Origin of the sequence: uncultured Sphingomonas sp., from assembly GCF_913777625.1 — a bacterium.
GTDB lineage: Bacteria > Pseudomonadota > Alphaproteobacteria > Sphingomonadales > Sphingomonadaceae > Sphingomonas.
In genome coordinates this window covers 69,959-85,848 of the sequence record NZ_CAJYTI010000033.1, presented here as the reverse complement: position 1 = coordinate 85,848, position 15,890 = coordinate 69,959, and the positions used below count along the sequence as shown (strand labels likewise).

The 15,890-nt window shown below is 68.4% G+C and carries 12 protein-coding genes; 2 read left to right on the top strand and 10 right to left on the bottom strand.

The features are described from left to right. Positions 1 to 17: 17 nt before the first annotated feature. Together QZ814_RS16185 and QZ814_RS16180 are read right to left on the bottom strand one after the other, a co-directional pair. On the bottom strand, positions 18 to 1,463 hold the full coding sequence (locus QZ814_RS16185; protein ID WP_294334291.1) for a putative ABC exporter domain-containing protein: 1,446 nt from the start codon (positions 1,461 to 1,463) through the stop codon (positions 18 to 20). Further along, entirely contained in the window at positions 1,460 to 2,194 is a 735-nt protein-coding gene (locus tag QZ814_RS16180; RefSeq protein ID WP_294334290.1) for an ABC transporter ATP-binding protein, read from the bottom strand. The genes QZ814_RS16185 and QZ814_RS16180 overlap by 4 nt, the downstream gene beginning before the upstream one ends. Before the next feature lie 115 nt (positions 2,195 to 2,309). On the opposite strand from QZ814_RS16180, the gene QZ814_RS16175 reads away from it, so the two are divergent. Continuing rightward, entirely contained in the window at positions 2,310 to 2,513 is a 204-nt protein-coding gene (locus QZ814_RS16175; RefSeq protein WP_294334289.1) for a hypothetical protein, read from the top strand. Positions 2,514 to 2,633: 120 nt separating this feature from the next. Then, positions 2,634 to 6,365, top strand: a complete 3,732-nt coding sequence (locus tag QZ814_RS16170) for a LamG-like jellyroll fold domain-containing protein (RefSeq protein ID WP_294334288.1) — start codon at positions 2,634 to 2,636, stop codon at positions 6,363 to 6,365. On the opposite strand, the gene QZ814_RS16165 is transcribed toward QZ814_RS16170, so the two are convergent. The 8 genes from QZ814_RS16165 to QZ814_RS16130 all read right to left on the bottom strand — a co-directional run bounded on the left by QZ814_RS16165 (position 6,362) and on the right by QZ814_RS16130 (position 15,889). Next, positions 6,362 to 7,117, bottom strand: a complete 756-nt coding sequence (locus QZ814_RS16165; RefSeq protein ID WP_294334287.1) for a TorF family putative porin — start codon at positions 7,115 to 7,117, stop codon at positions 6,362 to 6,364. The two genes, QZ814_RS16170 and QZ814_RS16165, sit on opposite strands and share 4 nt — an antisense overlap. Beyond that, entirely contained in the window at positions 7,065 to 8,264 is a 1,200-nt protein-coding gene (locus tag QZ814_RS16160) for a S8 family serine peptidase (protein ID WP_294334286.1), read from the bottom strand. Before QZ814_RS16160 ends, QZ814_RS16165 begins: the two co-directional genes overlap by 53 nt. Next, complete coding sequence (locus tag QZ814_RS16155; RefSeq protein ID WP_294334285.1) at positions 8,261 to 8,881, bottom strand: zf-HC2 domain-containing protein; 621 nt, start codon at positions 8,879 to 8,881, stop codon at positions 8,261 to 8,263. The genes QZ814_RS16160 and QZ814_RS16155 overlap by 4 nt, the downstream gene beginning before the upstream one ends. Positions 8,882 to 8,883: 2 nt before the next feature. Continuing rightward, a complete protein-coding gene (locus QZ814_RS16150; protein ID WP_294334284.1) occupies positions 8,884 to 9,471 on the bottom strand; it encodes a sigma-70 family RNA polymerase sigma factor in 588 nt (195 codons plus the stop codon). A 111-nt stretch (positions 9,472 to 9,582) separates the two neighbouring features. After that, positions 9,583 to 10,233, bottom strand: a complete 651-nt coding sequence (locus QZ814_RS16145) for a PEP-CTERM sorting domain-containing protein (RefSeq protein WP_294334283.1) — start codon at positions 10,231 to 10,233, stop codon at positions 9,583 to 9,585. A 175-nt stretch (positions 10,234 to 10,408) separates the two neighbouring features. Then, positions 10,409 to 11,899 (bottom strand): tryptophan halogenase family protein, encoded by a 1,491-nt coding sequence (locus QZ814_RS16140; protein ID WP_294334282.1) that lies wholly within the window; start codon positions 11,897 to 11,899, stop codon positions 10,409 to 10,411. 34 nt (positions 11,900 to 11,933) lie between these two features. Further along, a complete protein-coding gene (locus QZ814_RS16135; protein ID WP_294334281.1) occupies positions 11,934 to 12,641 on the bottom strand; it encodes a SapC family protein in 708 nt (235 codons plus the stop codon). A 71-nt stretch (positions 12,642 to 12,712) separates the two neighbouring features. Continuing rightward, positions 12,713 to 15,889: a TonB-dependent receptor gene (locus QZ814_RS16130; RefSeq protein WP_294334280.1), complete on the bottom strand. Its 3,177-nt coding sequence runs from the start codon at positions 15,887 to 15,889 to the stop codon at positions 12,713 to 12,715. Position 15,890: the final 1 nt, after the last annotated feature.

Sequence of the window (15,890 nt, the reverse complement as noted above, 5' to 3'; positions counted from 1 at the left end):
CGCGCGCAAGTCCGGAATCACACGAGATAGACGAGCACGCCGGCCACCAGGCCGAGGATCACCGCGATGAAGAATTCGAACAGGTTGCGGACCACGCCGCCGCCCTTCTGGCGGCGCTGGAAGGTCGCGCGCGGAGCCGGCTGGGCGTGCGCCACCTCGAGATAGCCGACCGTCGCGCCGCAGCCGGCGGTGAACAGCAGCGCCACCAACGCGCCGAGGATCGACTGGAAGGCGATCGCGATCGGCAGCAGCACGCCGAGCGGCGCGGCCAGCGCCATCGCCGCGAGCAGCTTGGCGAAATCGAGATCGTCCTTGGCGACCGGCGCCACTTTCAGCAGGTCCGGTGCGTCCTCCGCCGACGCGGCAAGCCAGGCGAGGCTGGACACCAGCTGCCCCGCCACCACCACACTGGCGAACGCCAGCGTCGGACCGATCGGCAGCGAACGGCCATCGCGAAAGGCGACCAGCAGGATCGGCGCGAGATAGACGATCCGCAGCAGCATCTGGAAGATCAGCGCCGGATCGCGCACCAGCAACCGCAGCTCTTTCGCGAAGATCGCCGCGAACAGGCTGCGGTGGAAGCGCCGCGCAATCCCGCCGCGGGCCGCGCGCCTGGCGGCGGGCCGTGCGCCGCCGGCGCGGTAGCTTTGCAGAAAGACCTGCCGCATGCCCCAGCTCGTGCCCGCGAACAGCAGCACGGCGCCGCCGAGCAGCAGCACAATCGCCAGCGGCTGGCCGAACGCGGCCCGGCCCGGCAGGCTGGTCAGCGGGCCACTGCCATAGCCCCGCGCGCGCATCGCCTCGAACAGCAGCACGAAGCCGGACTGCCTGTTCTCGTCATGCTGGTTGAAGATCTGCGTCACCAGGAAGAAGCTGGCGCCGGCCAGCGCCGCCAGGATCTGTCCCACCGTCTTTGCCGCGCGCGGGCCGCCGATGCGGGCGAGCAGCAGCGTCACGCCGAGCCCGAGACACGCGGCGGTGAGCGCCAGCGCGACCAGCAGCGCCACCGATCCCAGCAGCTCGGGATGGCCGAGCACCGCGACCGGCAGCAGGATCGGCAGCAGGAAGATCGAGAAGGTGAGCATCACCCCCGCCGCAATGCCGATCAGCTTGGCCGAAAGCACCGTGCGTGGATCGAGCGGCGCGGTAAAGAGCAGATCGAGATCGCCCGCCTCGTACAGCGTCCGCTGGCTGGCCAGCAGCGACTGGGTGGTCATGAAGGTGAAGACCAGCAGGCTGGCGGTCAGCACCGCCAGCCACGCGATCGGGCCGGCATGGAACGGCGCGTCCGCGAGCATCACTCCGAAGAACACGCCCAGCCCGGTATAGCCGAGCAGAAACAGCAGGCCCACCACCTGCCCCACCCGGCTGCGCCCGGCGTTGCGCAGGTTGCCGCGCAGCTCGTGCAGCGTCAGCCAGCCCAGGCTTCCCGGCGGCAGGTGCCGCATCGCCCAGCCGATCATGCGCGGCTCGTCAGGCGGATGAAGGTGTCCTCCAGCGTCATGTCCTCGGCGCCGGCGAGGGTACGCAGCTCCTCGAGCGTGCCCTCGGCGAGCAGCTTGCCGCCGGCGATGATGCCGATCCGGTCGGCGAGGCGCTCGGCCACTTCGAGGATATGGGTGGTGACGATCACCGTCTTGCCCTGGTCGACCGCGGCGCGCAGCGCATCCTTCACCGACCGCGCCATTGCGGCGTCGAGCCCGGTCAGCGGTTCGTCGAGGATCAGCAGCCGGGGATCGTGGATCAGCGCGCCGGCCAGCGCCACCTTCTGCTGCATGCCGCGCGAAAAGCCTTCGCAGCGCGTGTCGCGTACCTCCCACAGTTCCAGCCAGCGCAGCAGCCGCTCGGCCTCGGGCGCCGCCTGATTCGGCGGGATCCGCCAGAGCCCGGCGACGAAGCCGAGATATTCGGCCGGAGTCAGCTTGTCGTAGAGCATCGGTTCGTCGGGCAGCCAGGCGGTGATCGCCTTGGCCTCCTGCGGCTGCCGGCGCGCATCCACGCCGAAGATCTCGATCTCGCCGGCATCGGGGTCGGTGAGGCCCACCGCCATGCGCAGTGTGGTGGTCTTGCCCGCGCCATTGGGCCCGAGCAGCGCATAGAGCTGCCCCGCGCCCACGGTGAGGTCGAGACCGGTGATGACAGGCTTGCCGAAGGATTTTTGCAGGCCGGCGATGCGTAGCGCGGGAATGGACATCGGCACCGATCCTAGCGGCAGCGCGCTTCGTCGCAAGCGCCCCCGCATGGACCTTTTTTGTCCTTCGTTCGTCCCCAGCTTCCGCCACAAGACCGGGAGGGGAAGGATGTCGTTTATGCCCAGCACGATCGCACCCGAAGTGATCGCCTGCATTGCCGAGGGTCGCCCGCCGACACCCGGGGAAGTCGCACGCGTGGCGGCGCGGGTCCGCGCCGATCTCGGCGGCGAGCGTTCCGCCTTTGCCTGGGGCAATGCGGACGCCGCCGACCAGATCAGCCGCCGTGTCGCCGAAATCGCCCTGCTCGGCAGCCGACGCTAACCGAAGGACGCTCCCCCATTGGCATTCACGCGCCGAGTTGCTACCGGTGTCAGTCTGCGGGCACGATTGCGGCTTTGAATCGCAAGCGGCCCGACAAAACAACGGGTTGGGAGGGATTGCATGCGACGCTGGGGCATTTCGATCTGGGCACTCGCCCTCGCCAGTCCCGCCGTCGCCCAGACCACCCCGCCGGAGGACGGTCTGCTCTTCTACCTGTCGGCCGATAAAAGCCTCACTGCCGATATCGCCAAGGGCGATCCCGTCCCCAATTTTCGCTCCGGCGTAACGGTTATCCCGGATGGTGCGGCCGGCGGCGCGGCGGGTTGGGCGGACGATGGCTATGTCGCCTGGAACGCCCCCGGCAACGTGCGCGCCGCGCGCGGCACCCTCGCCTTTTTCTGGCGGGCGCGCACCCCGCTCGGCGAGGCACCCTTCGTGCTCTTTCGCGCCGGCTTTGCCGATCATTCGAGCTGGGACATGGCGTTCCTGCGGATCGACTGGAACGGGCACGGCTTCGATGCCTTTGTCACCGACGCCAACCTGTCGCGGATCCGCGTCTCCATTCGGCTCGACCGGGTACCAGCACCCGAGGAATGGCAGCACCTCGCCTTTGCCTGGGACGAGACTGCGGGAGTTCGGCTGTTCCTGAACGGCCGCGAAGTTGCGCGGCGCAACCAGGTGGCCGATCTCGATTCCGGGCTCGATCAGTTCGGCATGGCGGGCCGGGTGATCAGCCCGCACCAGGTGCAGAGCCGCTATCATTTCATGCGCGGCAGCGATCTGGACGAGATCCGCGTCTATGACCACATGCTGGACGTGGCGGACGTCGCGGCGTTGGCGGCGCATCGCCTGCCCGGCGCCCCACCCCCGCGCGATACCGCTGCCGAGCGCACGGCGTGGCTGCATCGCTATGGTTGGGACAAGGCCTCGCCGCCCGTCCTCGCCGACAAGGTGACGCGCATCCGCAAGGTCGAGTTCGCCGATGCGCGCGACCAGAAGCAATGGATGTGGAAGGGCGTCGACGGCATCGCCGAGACGACCTGGCCCGGCGTCTACAACCGCTCGCGCCTGCCCGGCCGGGACGACTATTTCGAGCTGCCCGACTGGAACACCTATGTCGAAGGCGGCAAGGCCTATACGCTGACCGTCCCCGCCGGCGAGACCTTCAACCGCGTGGAGATCCGCGGGGCCGCCTATGGCGACCTCGCCTGGTCGGCGGAAGGCGCGCGCTTCGCCAAGGTGGCGGATCGGGCCAAGGGCGTGGTTCGCTCCGTCGATACGCTGCCCGAGCACAAGGGTGGGGTGCTGCGCTTCACCAACATCATGCAGGAACAGCCGATCCAGGAGTTCTGGGCGTATCAAGTGGACGGTGCACCCGAGCCCGAAGGCAGCTTCAAGCTCAGCTATCGGATCAACGCCAAGGCGGCGGCAAACCTCGCCGCGCTGGACGGGCTGAACCGCTATATCGCCGGCCGCTTCGCCCCCGAGGAACGCAGCACGGTGCTGGCGATGCCCAAGTCGGGTGTCCGCGCGGCGGTGGGAGCTGGAGCCGCGGGCGGCAGCGGCGCGGCGGTGCGGCCACCCAATGCCAAGCCGATCGTCCATGTCCTGATCCCGTCGAACCTCAACCAGGCGCCGCCGGACCAGCCGCTCGCCCGCGCGTTCAACTATGGCTGGCGCAACCTGCATGACGGGCTGGACGGCATTGCGATCGACCTCCCCGCCCTCCAGGCCAAGCCGAACGCAGACGGGCTGATCCCGCTCAATCTTCGTGTCCATGACCCGATCTGGCCGCAGCGCGACCTGATCGACCTGTCGGTCTCGGTCCGTCCCGGCGAGGCGCGTACCCTTTGGCTGGACCTGCGTGACCGCATACTCAGCGACGACAGCCTGTTCCTGACGATCGCCTCCGCCGCCCCCGATTTCGATGCCGAGGCCCTCGACGGGGCCGAGATCCGCCTCGTCTTCAAGCCGCGCGCCGAAGCGCTCAAGGAACATGTCGCCGACCGCTTCAACCAGGTGAAGGACAATTGGGGCTTCCTGGTCGAGGAGCATACCTCGTCCGAACGCGCCGCGCTGTATCGTCGGGTGCGTACCGATGCGAGCGACCTGCTCCGCGTCGATCCCGAGAACAGGGCGATGCGCGCCTATTGGGCGGACATCGACTATCGGCCGGAGAACATGCCGGTGGAGGCCCTGCCCCCCATTCCCGCGGGCGTGCCGGCCTGGGCGGCGCGCCAGCTGCAGGATCTGGCACTCACCCGTCGCTTCGTCGAATGGTGGATCGACAATCGCCAGGTGCCGTATGGCGATTTCGGCGGCGGGATCAGCGACGATTCCGATTTGATGGCGCAGTGGCCCGGCCTCGCGCTGATGGGGGTGATCCCGGACAAGGTGAACGCTTCGCTCCGGGCGCTGGACGATGCCGCCTATCGCAACGGCATGATCGTCGATGGGCTGGGCTATATCACCACCGACGAGCTCCACGCGTACGAGGAGGGTCTCAATGCCGATGCGGCGCGCCTCTACCTCAACTGGGGCGAGCCCAGGACAGTCGAGCGGCTGTTCGCCACCACGCGGGCACTGGGCAAGGTGATCCTGCCGAACCCCGCCGGCCATCTCCACTTCGCCAGCAACTGGTACGGCGCACGCAAGATGTACCGCGAAGGCGCGTTCGAATGGCAGAAGCCCTACAGCTACACGGTGATGCACGCGCCGATCCTGCTGGGCCTGTTCAATGCCAGTCCTTCCGCCCGCGGCCTGGTGACCGGTCTCGCTGATGGCTGGCTGGCCCATGGCAAGCAGGATGGCGAAGGCCGCTGGAGCTTCCCCAACGAGATCAACTGGCGCACCGATGCCACCCGCGCCGGCGACGGCGGCGGCGTCAGCACACCGCTGCAGACCGCGTGGAGTGCGTATCGCTTCACCGGTGACGCGAAATATCTGCGCCCGCTCCAGGCCCGGCCCGGCTCGATCGGCGAACTCAACGAAAACGGCGCGCTGCTGCCCGAGACCAAAGCGATGGTCGCGGCGAAGGGCGACAGCGAGGCGGCGCGGATCGCGGCCTGGACGCGCACGGGCGATCCCGCAGGTCTGGTGCCGCTGCACGAGGCGTCGATCCAGGAGAAGGCCGCACGGCTCTACATGATGACCGAGGGCCATTGGTGGACCGATCGCGTCGAGAGCGAGAACCAGTGGCTCCAGCGCGAGCGTCTCGGCGGCATCGCGCTCCGCCGCAACCAGACCTATCCGGGCCATGCGGTAAGCTGGCGTTTCGCTGCGGAGGGCGCGGCCGAACAGGTCGCGCTGCTGGTACCGGGTGCCACGCCCTCGGGCTTCACGGTCGACGCTTTCAACACGGCCGGCACCCCGCTGGATGCGACGATGACGACCTGGAACGTCACCGCTGGCCGCTGGACGATGCGCGGTCCCGACGGCGTGGTAAAGACGCTCGAGCTCGCCCGATCAAGCGATGTCGCGATCCGTTTCCCCGCCGGCGCCAGCCGCTGGGCTTTCGTGCTGGAGAAAGCCGGTGACCCGGTCGAGCTCCGCCCCGACCTCGGCATCGGGCGCGACGATGTGGTGGTGCGCAGGCGCCGCGTCACGGTGACCGTCCACAGCCTCGGCCATGCGGCAACCTTGGGCGGCACGGTGATCGTCTCGGGCGCCAGCGGCGAACTTGGCCGGGCCTCCCTGCCCGCCTTGGCCGCTCCAGCCGATCTCGCGCCGCGCACCGCGACCGTGCAGGTCCGCCTCGGCGGCACGGCGATCCCGATCGAGGTCCGCGTCGCGCTCCCCGGCGATGCACCGGAAGTCACGCTGCACAACAACCGCGTACGGCTGGACCGCTAGAATCCGATCGATGCCGACAGGGTGATCGCCTGCCGGCTGCGGACGCGGTCGCCATAGAAATCCTTGCCCGGCCCCCCGCCGCTCCAGGCGAGCCGGGCATCGACCTTGCCGATCTGGCGTGCGACGCCCAGACTATAGTCGAACTGGGTACCGGTCATGCCGCCCCAGGGACGTTGACGCAGCACCGTCATCAGCCCGGCATGGCCCAGCAGTCGCCAGCCTTGCAGCGGCCGCACCACGCCGTCGAGCGTGCCGTACAGCGTATGGACGTCGCGCTGGAGATAGTCCGGGGAATAGAGGAGGCGGGCCGCGAGGCTCCGCGCGCTTGCCCCGAGATAGAGCTCGGTATAGCCGGCACCGCTCGCGCCGGAACCTGCGCCGCGAAACTCGCGCCGGGTAAGGCCGAGGTCGAGCACCAGGCCGCCCTTCAGCCGCCGCGCATAGCCGGCATCGACCCCGAACGCGACGAGGTCCGGCCCGCTGCGCAGCGCCGCCACGGTCGCAGCGCCATCGACATAGAGGCCGGAGCGATCGTCATAGCCGAGCGACAGCGTCGCCGCCGGTCGCCCGGCGCTGAGGCTGCGGCCGCGCCAGCGCTCGTCGCTGGTCGCGCTGACCTCGCCGCTCCACTGCGCTCCCGCGCGGTCCGGCGCGCAGGCGGTGGCGAGCAGCAGGGCCGTTGCGACGGCGGCGCGGATGCTAGCGCCCCCCCGCCTCTGCCGGACACATTGTCTTTCCCACCACGGTCGCACAGGCGTCGATCTCCCCGCCCCCCGGCCTAGCAGAAATCGGCGGGATGCGCCTGCCCGGCTTGGCATCGCGCTCGCGCCGCAGCGCCAGCAGCCCGCTCACTTCGGCCGCAGCATAGGACGATCCGCCCATCAGATACCACCGGCCGCCCGGCTGCGTGGTGGGAACATCGCGGCCGGGCGCGACAAAGGCGCTGCCCATCGGCGCCTCGGCCACGGCGACCACACCGGGCATCGAGGCGGGAAAGCCGCCGCCGGCGAGCTTCGGATCGACCGCCGCCACCACCGTCGCGCCGCGATCCATGCCCACCCGCAGCAGCGTCTCCAGCAAGCGGCTGGGCGGGCCGGCGAGGCTGAGGTTGATGACGTCGGCACGCTGTTCGACCGCGAAGGTCACGGCGCGGGCGAGGCTCAGGCTGTCGCACCGGGTTGTCATCGCGGCCCCGGCGCCTTCCTGCCGGCAGGCCCGGAGCGCGAGCAGCTTGGCGTCGGGTGCGATCCCGACGATCCCGATGCCGTTATTGGCGCGGGCGGCGATCACCCCGGCGATGCCGGTGCCATGGCTTTCCCCCGGAGCCGCGCCGTCTCCCAGGAAATCGCGGGCGAGGCTCACCTGCCCGGCAAGATCCGGATGGCGGGTGTCCACCTGGCTGTCGATGACGGCGACCCTGGCACCGCGGCCGGTTGCCATCCGGTGGAGCGCCGAGAGGTGCCAGAGCCGAGTCGTCGGTTGGGCGGGATAGAGGGGATCGTTGGGCTGGGCGTGGCCCTGCGCCTGGAAGGTTTCGATCGGCTCGGACCATTCTACCGCCGGATCGCGGGCCACCTGCGCGGCGACCGTGGCGGGCGCGCGGCCGGCAGGCACGTCCATGATGAAACAGTCGATCCCGATGATCGGCATCGGCCAGTTGCCGGCCAGATGCAGTCCGTTCCGCCGCGCCACTGCCGCCGCGATCCGCCGACGTCCCGCCGCCGACCCGTCCTCGCCATACCCGCCGCCATAGCCGCTGCCGGCCCGGAAATGCGGTGACGCCAGACGGAGCATCACCAGGATGCGCGGGCCCGAGGGCGTTTGCGCCGGCGCGGTCGGAGCGAACAACATCGTCAGCGCGAGCGCGAGCGATCCGATCAGGCGCCCGGCCAGTCTCATGGCGCGGGATCGACCGGCTGCGCCAGTACGACCTTGGGCTCGGCGCGCAGCCGCGCCAGCGCCGCCGCCCGCTGCTCAGGCGCGGTGGCGAGCAGATAGGCGCCGGCGGCGGTGGGGCCGTCGACCAGCCGGGCATGCGACGCGGCGATCGCCTCGCGCATCGCTGCCTCGGGGGTGTCGGGCGCGAACATCACCAGCAGGTTGCCGACCGGCCGCGCCTCGGGCGAACCGAGTGCGTGATAGCGCTCCGCCCCCGGCACCGGCGACTGGCGCTGGAGATGGAGGACGAAGCCTAGCCCGAACAGCAGCAGCGCCGCCTGCGCCCCGAGCATCCAGCCGGCGCGGATCGCGAAGCGACGCGGAAGCCGCTGCGGTGCCGGCGTGCCGAGATCGGCGGCGAAGCGCTCCCACCCCTGGGTAGGGGCTGGTGGCAGTGCGGCAAAGGCCGCGTGCAACCGCCGTTCCGCCGCCAGCTCCGCACGGCATTCGGCACAGCTGGCGAGATGGGTTTCGGCGAGCAGCCGGTCGCCGGGCTCGATCGCGCCGGTCACATACCAGGGCAGCAGCACCATGGTCGCTTCATGCGGGTCGCCGCGCAAATGGTGGAGTTCGCCCATCGTCACATCCAGTCCGCCAATTCGCCTGCCATCGCCCGGCGCAGATGGCGCCGGGCGTGGAACATCCGTGTCTTTACCGTATCCACCGGGCATCCCAGGATTTCGGCGATCTCGCGATAGCCGATCTCGTGGAAATAGGTGAGGTCCACCACCGCGCGATGGTCCGCCGACAGGCTCGCCATCGCCAGACGAAGCGCCCGGTGGGTGCGATCCTGCGCGAGCGCCGCATCGGGGGTGTCCAGATCCGGCTGCTCTGCCAGTCCGGCATCGTCGACAGGCGCCTCGTCGCGGCTGCGCGCACGGACCGCCTTGCGATAGGCGATGGCGAACAGCCAGGTCGAGAGCCTGCTCGCCCCGGTGAAGTCGCCGGCCTTTTGCCACAGCACCATCAGCGTGTCGTTGACCACCTCTTCGACCAGCGGCGGGCGCCGCACCAGCGTGCCGACGAAGCGGGCGAGCCGCGGCTGGTAGCGGCGATAGAGCTGTTCGAACGCCCGAAGATCGCGCGCACGCACGGCGACGACGAGACCCATTTCCTCCTCGTGCGCGCCCGATAGCACGTGCCGGCCCTGCGGATCGATCTGTGTCACAGCCTTCCTTCGCTCGCACCTTAGTGGAGCGCAGGGGCACGATGGTTCAACGCGCGCGAAATTTTTTGCCGGTCGAGGCGGGACAACGCCCCGACCGGCAGCAAAACGGCCTCAGCCGAGCGCCAGCGTCGTACGACGACGGCGATAGCGCAGCGTGCCGCCCGCCAGGCCGGCACCGACCATCAGCATGCCCCAGGTCGCCGGCTCCGGCACGGCGGCGCTGGCGGAGAGCGTGGCGTTCTCGGGTGCGAAGTCGCTGATCGCCGCATTGCCCGCACCCGCACGCGGCCACAGGTTGAAGCCGTAGCGCTGCGGCGCGAAGCCGGTGCTCGGCAGCAGCGACAGCGGCACCTTCACGGTGAGGATGTTGCCGGCGATTGCGATCCAGTTCGAATCGAGCGGGGTGCCGCCGATCGAGCCGGTGCCGTCCTTCTGCACGACGATCGCCTGATCGAAGATCACATTGCCCTGGCCGATTCTCCCGAACGGGCGGATTGCGCCCTTTCCGGTGTTCACGCCGTACACGTAGAAGCCGGGCGTGCCCGCGGTGATCGCGCCGGCAAAGGTGGCGCCGAGCGTGAACAGCTTGTCGGTAGCGTCGTAGCTCACCGAGAAGCTGGTGACGTCGAGGTCGGCGAGCTTGGGGCCGGTATAGCCGGCGAGGAAATCACCGGTGGCGTCGGTGACGGTCTGGGTCTGCGCCAGCGCCGGGGCGGCGCAGGCGAGGCAGGCAAGCGCCGCGGCGCTGAGGAACATACGCATGCTTTGGTTCTCCCGTATTGGCCCGGCCCGGTGCAGGGGTGCACCGGGCCGGGCACGCACGGCAGCCGCTCGCCCGGGAACAGGGGGAAAGCCCGAGCCACGATCTGCCGCACCCCATCAGTGGCGGGGGCGCGACCGAAGGTTCATCGCGGCTAGGAAAAATTTGCCGGGTAGCTCAGGCCGCGGCAGGAACCTTTGCGGCGGCGTAGCGCGCAATGAAGTCGGCGTGGCCGGGCAGTTTCGCCAGTTGCGCGGCGATACCGGCGCGCAGATCCGCCAACGCCCGCTCCAGATCGGCGGTGGGAATCTGGGTGGGCATCGGGTGATGGTCGCGCGGGCGAACCCCCTGCCCCAGCATCACCGAGGCCCAGCTGTCGATACGGAACAGGTCGGTGCCTTCCTGATAGGCGGCGGCCCCCTCCTCGAACAGCGCGATGCGTGCAGCGAGGCTGTCCGGCACTGTCCGCGCGGCATGGTCGCGCCAGAAGGGTTCGGGCCGATCGTTGCACTTGTAGTGGAGGATGATGAAGTCGCGGATATGCTCCGATTCCGCGCGCGACTGCGCGTTGAAGCGCTTCGCAAAACTGGCCATGTCGCCGTGGCGTGGGAAGTTCTGGAGCAGCCGCGTCACCGCGATCATCACCAGATGGATGCTGGTCGACTCCAGCGGTTCGATGAAGCCGCTCGCCAGCCCCAGCGCCACGCAATTGCGGTTCCATGCCTGCTTGCGCATGCCGGTGGTGAAGCGGATCAGCCGCGGATCGAACAGGGCGCGCCCGGGGACGGCCGCCAGCAACTGCGCGCGGGCTTCGTCCTCGGAGAGATAGTCGCTCGCATAGACGAAGCCGTTGCCCATCCGGTGCTGGAGCGGAATGCGCCAGCGCCAGCCGGCGCCGTGCGCGATGGCGCGGGTATAGGGCGCCGGCGCCTCGGTCGTCTCGGACTGGACGGCGAAGGCGCGGTTGGTCGGCAGCCAGTGGCTCCAGTCCTCGAAACCGGTCTTCAGCGTCTCCTCGATCAGCAGCGCGCGAAAGCCCGTGCAGTCGATGAACAGGTCGCCGGGGATGCGCAGCCCGCCTTCCAGCACCAGCGCGGCGATGTCGCCGCTCTCCGCCTGCTCCACCTCGGTGATGCGGCCCTCGACGCGGCGCACGCCGGCCGGCTCGGCGAGCCCGCGCAGGAACGCGGCATAGGCGGTCGCATCGAGATGATAGGCATAAGCGAGCGGCATCGGGTCGCCGGTGGCGAATTTCTGGGAAAGCGCCGCCTGGGTCTCCAGCGAATAGTCCCCCAGCGCGCCGCCGAAGCCGCGCCGTTGTGCCTCCAGCCAGAAATGCTGGAAGTCGCACAGCGGCAATGCCCGGCCAATCGAGCCGAAGGGGTGGAAGTAGCGATCGCCGTCGCGCAGCCAGTTCTCGAACGAGATGCCCAGCTTGAAGGTCGCGTTGGTCTCGCGGAGGAAGACCTGCTCGTTGATGCCGAGCAGCTTGTGGAAGGTCCAGGCGGTAGGGATGGTGGACTCGCCCACCCCCACCGTGCCGATCGCGTCGGACTCGACGAGCGTGATGTCGAGATTGGGCCCGAGATGTCGCACCAGCGCCGCCGCTGCCACCCAGCCCGCGGTGCCGCCGCCGGCGATCACCACCCGAAACTTCTGCTCGCCCATCGCTTCCTCCCCAGGGATTTTCGTTGTTCTCGCCTCAGCCTTCGCGGCGTTCCTTGCGCGCGATCAGTCGCGGCAGATTGCCGAGCGAGGAAAGCTGCCACACCGCGCAGCGCAGGAAATCTTGGGCGTGCAAGGCGGCCAGCGCGTCTCCGTCGAGGGCGGCGAAACGGCTGCCCTCAATCACCCAGCAATCGGGCACCTTGTAGCGTTTTCCGGAGGTGAGTTCGATGTCGAACGTCACCGGCTCGAGCAACCCTGCCGCCTCGAACGCGGCGAACATCGGCCCCGAAAGCTGGTCACCGACATAAACCGCCTGCAGCGTCGCCGCGACGCGATCGAGATAGGGCGCATTGCCGCCCTGCTCCAGGAACAGCGGGGCGCCTTCGGTCGTCGAAATGCGGGGATGATCGGTGTCGATATGGATCATCGGCTCGCCCGCCGCACCGGGGCGTGGCAGGCCGATCGAAAAGGGGCCGATCTCCATCAGCGCGGGCAGCTGGTCCGCCGTCCAGCGATCGCCCTCGAGGTAGAGATTCTCGTCGGGATCGAGGCCGAGCAACACGGTCGAGCGCCAGCTGCCGGCGTCGTCGCGGCGGAAGATCAGGACATAGTCGCGGCTGAGCGCCTCGAATTCCGTCGGGAAGACGGTCATCTGGTTCACCGCATCGCCGAACGCGGCGCCACGGTCGAGCCGGATCCGCAGATCGGCATGGTCGATATTGTTGAGCACGGCGCGGGGCATGATGTGCAGGACCTTAAACGAGAAAGGCCGCCCGAGGCGAGCGGCCTTTCCTAGAGGTGTACAGGCGGGCTTCAGAAGCGGAAGCGCGCGCCGACCAGATACCGGGCCGAGCCTTCGGACTCGTACCAGGTGTTGATGTAATCACGGCTGTAGCTGCGAACGCCCTCCTCGAGGAGGTTGATGCCTTCGAAGCTGAGCGCGATGTTCTTGGTCAGGTCATAGTTGATGCTGAGATCGACCTGGCCGTACGGATCGTTGAACACCGGGTTGTGCGCCGCGCCGCGGTTGACGTCGCTCAGGAACTTGCCGCGCCAGTTGTACGAAAGGCGTGCCGAGATGCCGTGCTTGTCGTAGATCAGCGTGGCGTTGGCGGTGTCGCTCAGGCCGACCAGCGCGAACTGGTTGGCCGTCGGATCGGCGGTGATGTCGAAGCCGATATTGCCGCGCACCAGCGTGTAGCTCGCGGCGATACCGAAACCGGTATTGCCGAGGAAATACTGGCCGGCGAGCTCGACGCCGTAGATCTCGGCGTCCTTGTTGTTGATCGGCGTGTTCACCGCGAAGTTGAGCAGCGGGTCGGCCGCCGTCGGCAGCACGTCGATCGCGGCGAGCGTGTTGCTGATATAGGTCGAACCGAAGGTCCGGGTCGCCGGCACGTAGTTGGCCTGCAGCTCCTGCGTCGCCTGGGCGACGTTGCCGCCGTACTTCTGCAGGATCGCCGCGCTGGTGAACAGGTTGACGTTGCTGATGTCGCCGCCGAGCCCGGTGACGATGTTGCGCGCCGACGTCGCCAGCGGACCCGCGGTCGGGTCGCGCAGGCCGAACAGGTTGCGCTGGACCACCGTGTTGCCGATGAAGTTGTGCACCCGCTTGTCGAAGAAGCCGACCGACAGATACACGTCGCGGCGCGGATACCATTCGAGCGAAATGTCGAAGTTATCCGAATCCAGCGGCTTGAGCGCCGGATTGTTCTGGTTGCCGGTCGCAACGCCGCCCAGCGAGGTCGGGTTGTTGAGCGCACCCGCACCGGTCGAGGCGAACAGGTTGCCGTACGGCGCACGCGAGATCGTCTTGCTGTACGAGACGCGGCCGATCAGGTTCTTGGCGGCTTCGATCTGGAAGTCGATCTGCGGCAGCAGATTGTCGTAGCTGCCACGGCCGTTCACCGCCTGCTGGTCCGCCGAGTTGAGCACCGAGAAGTCATTGTCCGCTTCCCACACGATCGCCAGCGGCACCGTCTGGTAGGAGACCGACTTCACCTTGGTGTGCTCGTAGCGCATGCCGGCGACGAGGGTTGCGTTGCGGCCGCCCAGTTCGCCCTTCCAGGTGAGCTGGCCATAGGCCGCCCAGATGTCTTCCTTCACCCGGTTGTCGTTGTTGGCATCGATGATGTTCTGGTGATTGATGCCGTCGTTGGTGATGCCGACATAGTGGTTGTACAGCGCGTTGTAGAGCTTGGTCGTATCCTCGGCGCGCCAGGCGACCTTGCCCACCGCATCGGCGGTCGCGTTGTTGTGGTGGAACTGGCAGACCAGGCAATATTGCTGGACGGTACCCGGCGCGAAGGCCGCGACGTCCGGCGGCAGCGCGTTGTTCCAGTCGCCCAGCACCTGGCGGGTATTATACTGGGTCTGGCGCGTGTCGGTGCTGCGCCAGTCGCCGCCGAAGTCGAAGCGGCTGCCGCCACCCAGATCCCAGCCTGCGTCGATGCGGCCCTCCTTGATCTTCTGCGTCTGCGTCGACGCGAACTGGCGCTGCACCGCGGCCGAGAGATCGCCCGCGTCGAACACGCCATTGCAATTGCCGTTGGTGAACGGAACGCCCTTCGGCGTCGTCTGCTTGTAGCAGTCGTTGATCGTCAGCGTTTGGGTCGGGAAGCCGTCATTGTCCCAGGTCAGGCCGTGCGAGGTCACGATGTTGCCGTTGAAGGCGACCGTGGTCGAGGTCTGGCCGTTGGGGTTGTCGGGCAGGCTCTCGGCCTTGCCGAAATGGCCGTCGATGTTGACGGTGAAATTGTCGGCCAGCTGCCACTTCAGGTTGCCGCCGATATCCCACAGCCGGTTCTTCTGCGCGCGATAGGCGTTCTCGAAGCCTTCGTCCTTCACGCCCGGCAGCGTCTCGTGGAGATATTTGGTCGTGGCGATGCCGTTGCTCGAATCGTCGAAGGTGACTTCGTCGAACGGCTTGGAGAACCAGTTGGACTGGGACGAACGGCGCTCCGACGAGCGCAGCTGGGCGAACAGGCCGTCGACCGTGAAGGTCATGCTGTCCGACGGACGATATTGCAGCACGGCCTGGCCGTTGATGCGCTCGCGGCTCGCTTCCGAGAAGTGGTGGCGATAGTCGTCCGGCACCGCGACCAGCGTGTTCCCATCGGCCGGCTTGTTGTTGATCTTGGTACCGGCCGTCACATAGCCCTTGGACGGATCAAGGAAGTCGGACAGGCGGGGCATGTTCCAATAGTTGTTCGCCTGGCTCGGGAAGCTGAAATTGCGCTTCTGGTAGCTGCCGAACAGGCTCACGCCAAACTTCTGGTCCGCGTCGCTCCAGCTGGCGATGCCGGAGAATTCCGGCGTCACATGCGCGCCGCAGCTGATGCAATCGTCGGCCGAGGTGTCGTAGCTCGCCTTGGCGCCGACCGAGCCGGTGAAGCCCGCCGGACGGTCGAGCGGGCGAACGCCGACGATGTTGATCGTCGCGCCGATGCCGCCCGAGGGGATCGCCGCGCGGCCGGTCTTGTAGACCTCCAGCGTCTTCACGCCTTCGGAGGCGAGGTTCGCAAAGTCGAACGAACGGCCGAAGCCGCCGGCGCCGTCACCGCCCTGGTCGCCGCCCACCGCGACGATGTTGGAAGCCGCGAGCTGGCGGCCGTTCAGCGTCACCATGTTGTACTGCGCGCCGAAGCCGCGGACGGTGACGGTCGAGCCTTCGCCGTTGACGCGGTCGATCGAGACGCCGGTGATGCGCTGGAGCGATTCCGCCAGGTTGGTATTGGCGAACTTGCCGATGTCTTCGGCCGAGATCGCGTCGACGATGCCGGTCGAGTCGCGCTTGATCGCGATCGAGCGCTCGAGCGAGGCGCGGATGCCGGTGACGACGATTTCGCCGCCATCCTGGGGCGCGTCCTGCGCGGCGGGCGAGTCGGTGGCGCCGCTGGTCTGCGCCGCGGCGATGCCGGGCACGGCGAGCGCCGTGGCAACGGCAAGCATGGAAGCCGCGCGAAGGCGCGCGGCGTAGGTCATACGCATT

Excerpts from the sequence above, each read along its gene's own strand:
- QZ814_RS16185 (WP_294334291.1), bottom strand. The coding sequence starts at position 1,463 with ATGATCGGCTGGGCGATGCGGCACCTGCCGCCGGGAAGCCTGGGCTGG.
- QZ814_RS16180 (WP_294334290.1), bottom strand. The coding sequence starts at position 2,194 with ATGTCCATTCCCGCGCTACGCATCGCCGGCCTGCAAAAATCCTTCGGC.
- QZ814_RS16175 (WP_294334289.1), top strand. The coding sequence starts at position 2,310 with ATGCCCAGCACGATCGCACCCGAAGTGATCGCCTGCATTGCCGAGGGT.
- QZ814_RS16170 (WP_294334288.1), top strand. The coding sequence starts at position 2,634 with ATGCGACGCTGGGGCATTTCGATCTGGGCACTCGCCCTCGCCAGTCCC.
- QZ814_RS16160 (WP_294334286.1), bottom strand. The coding sequence starts at position 8,264 with ATGAGACTGGCCGGGCGCCTGATCGGATCGCTCGCGCTCGCGCTGACG.
- QZ814_RS16155 (WP_294334285.1), bottom strand. The coding sequence starts at position 8,881 with ATGGGCGAACTCCACCATTTGCGCGGCGACCCGCATGAAGCGACCATG.
- QZ814_RS16145 (WP_294334283.1), bottom strand. The coding sequence starts at position 10,233 with ATGCGTATGTTCCTCAGCGCCGCGGCGCTTGCCTGCCTCGCCTGCGCC.
- QZ814_RS16140 (WP_294334282.1), bottom strand. The coding sequence starts at position 11,899 with ATGGGCGAGCAGAAGTTTCGGGTGGTGATCGCCGGCGGCGGCACCGCG.
- QZ814_RS16135 (WP_294334281.1), bottom strand. The coding sequence starts at position 12,641 with ATGCCCCGCGCCGTGCTCAACAATATCGACCATGCCGATCTGCGGATC.
- QZ814_RS16130 (WP_294334280.1), bottom strand. The coding sequence starts at position 15,889 with ATGCGTATGACCTACGCCGCGCGCCTTCGCGCGGCTTCCATGCTTGCC.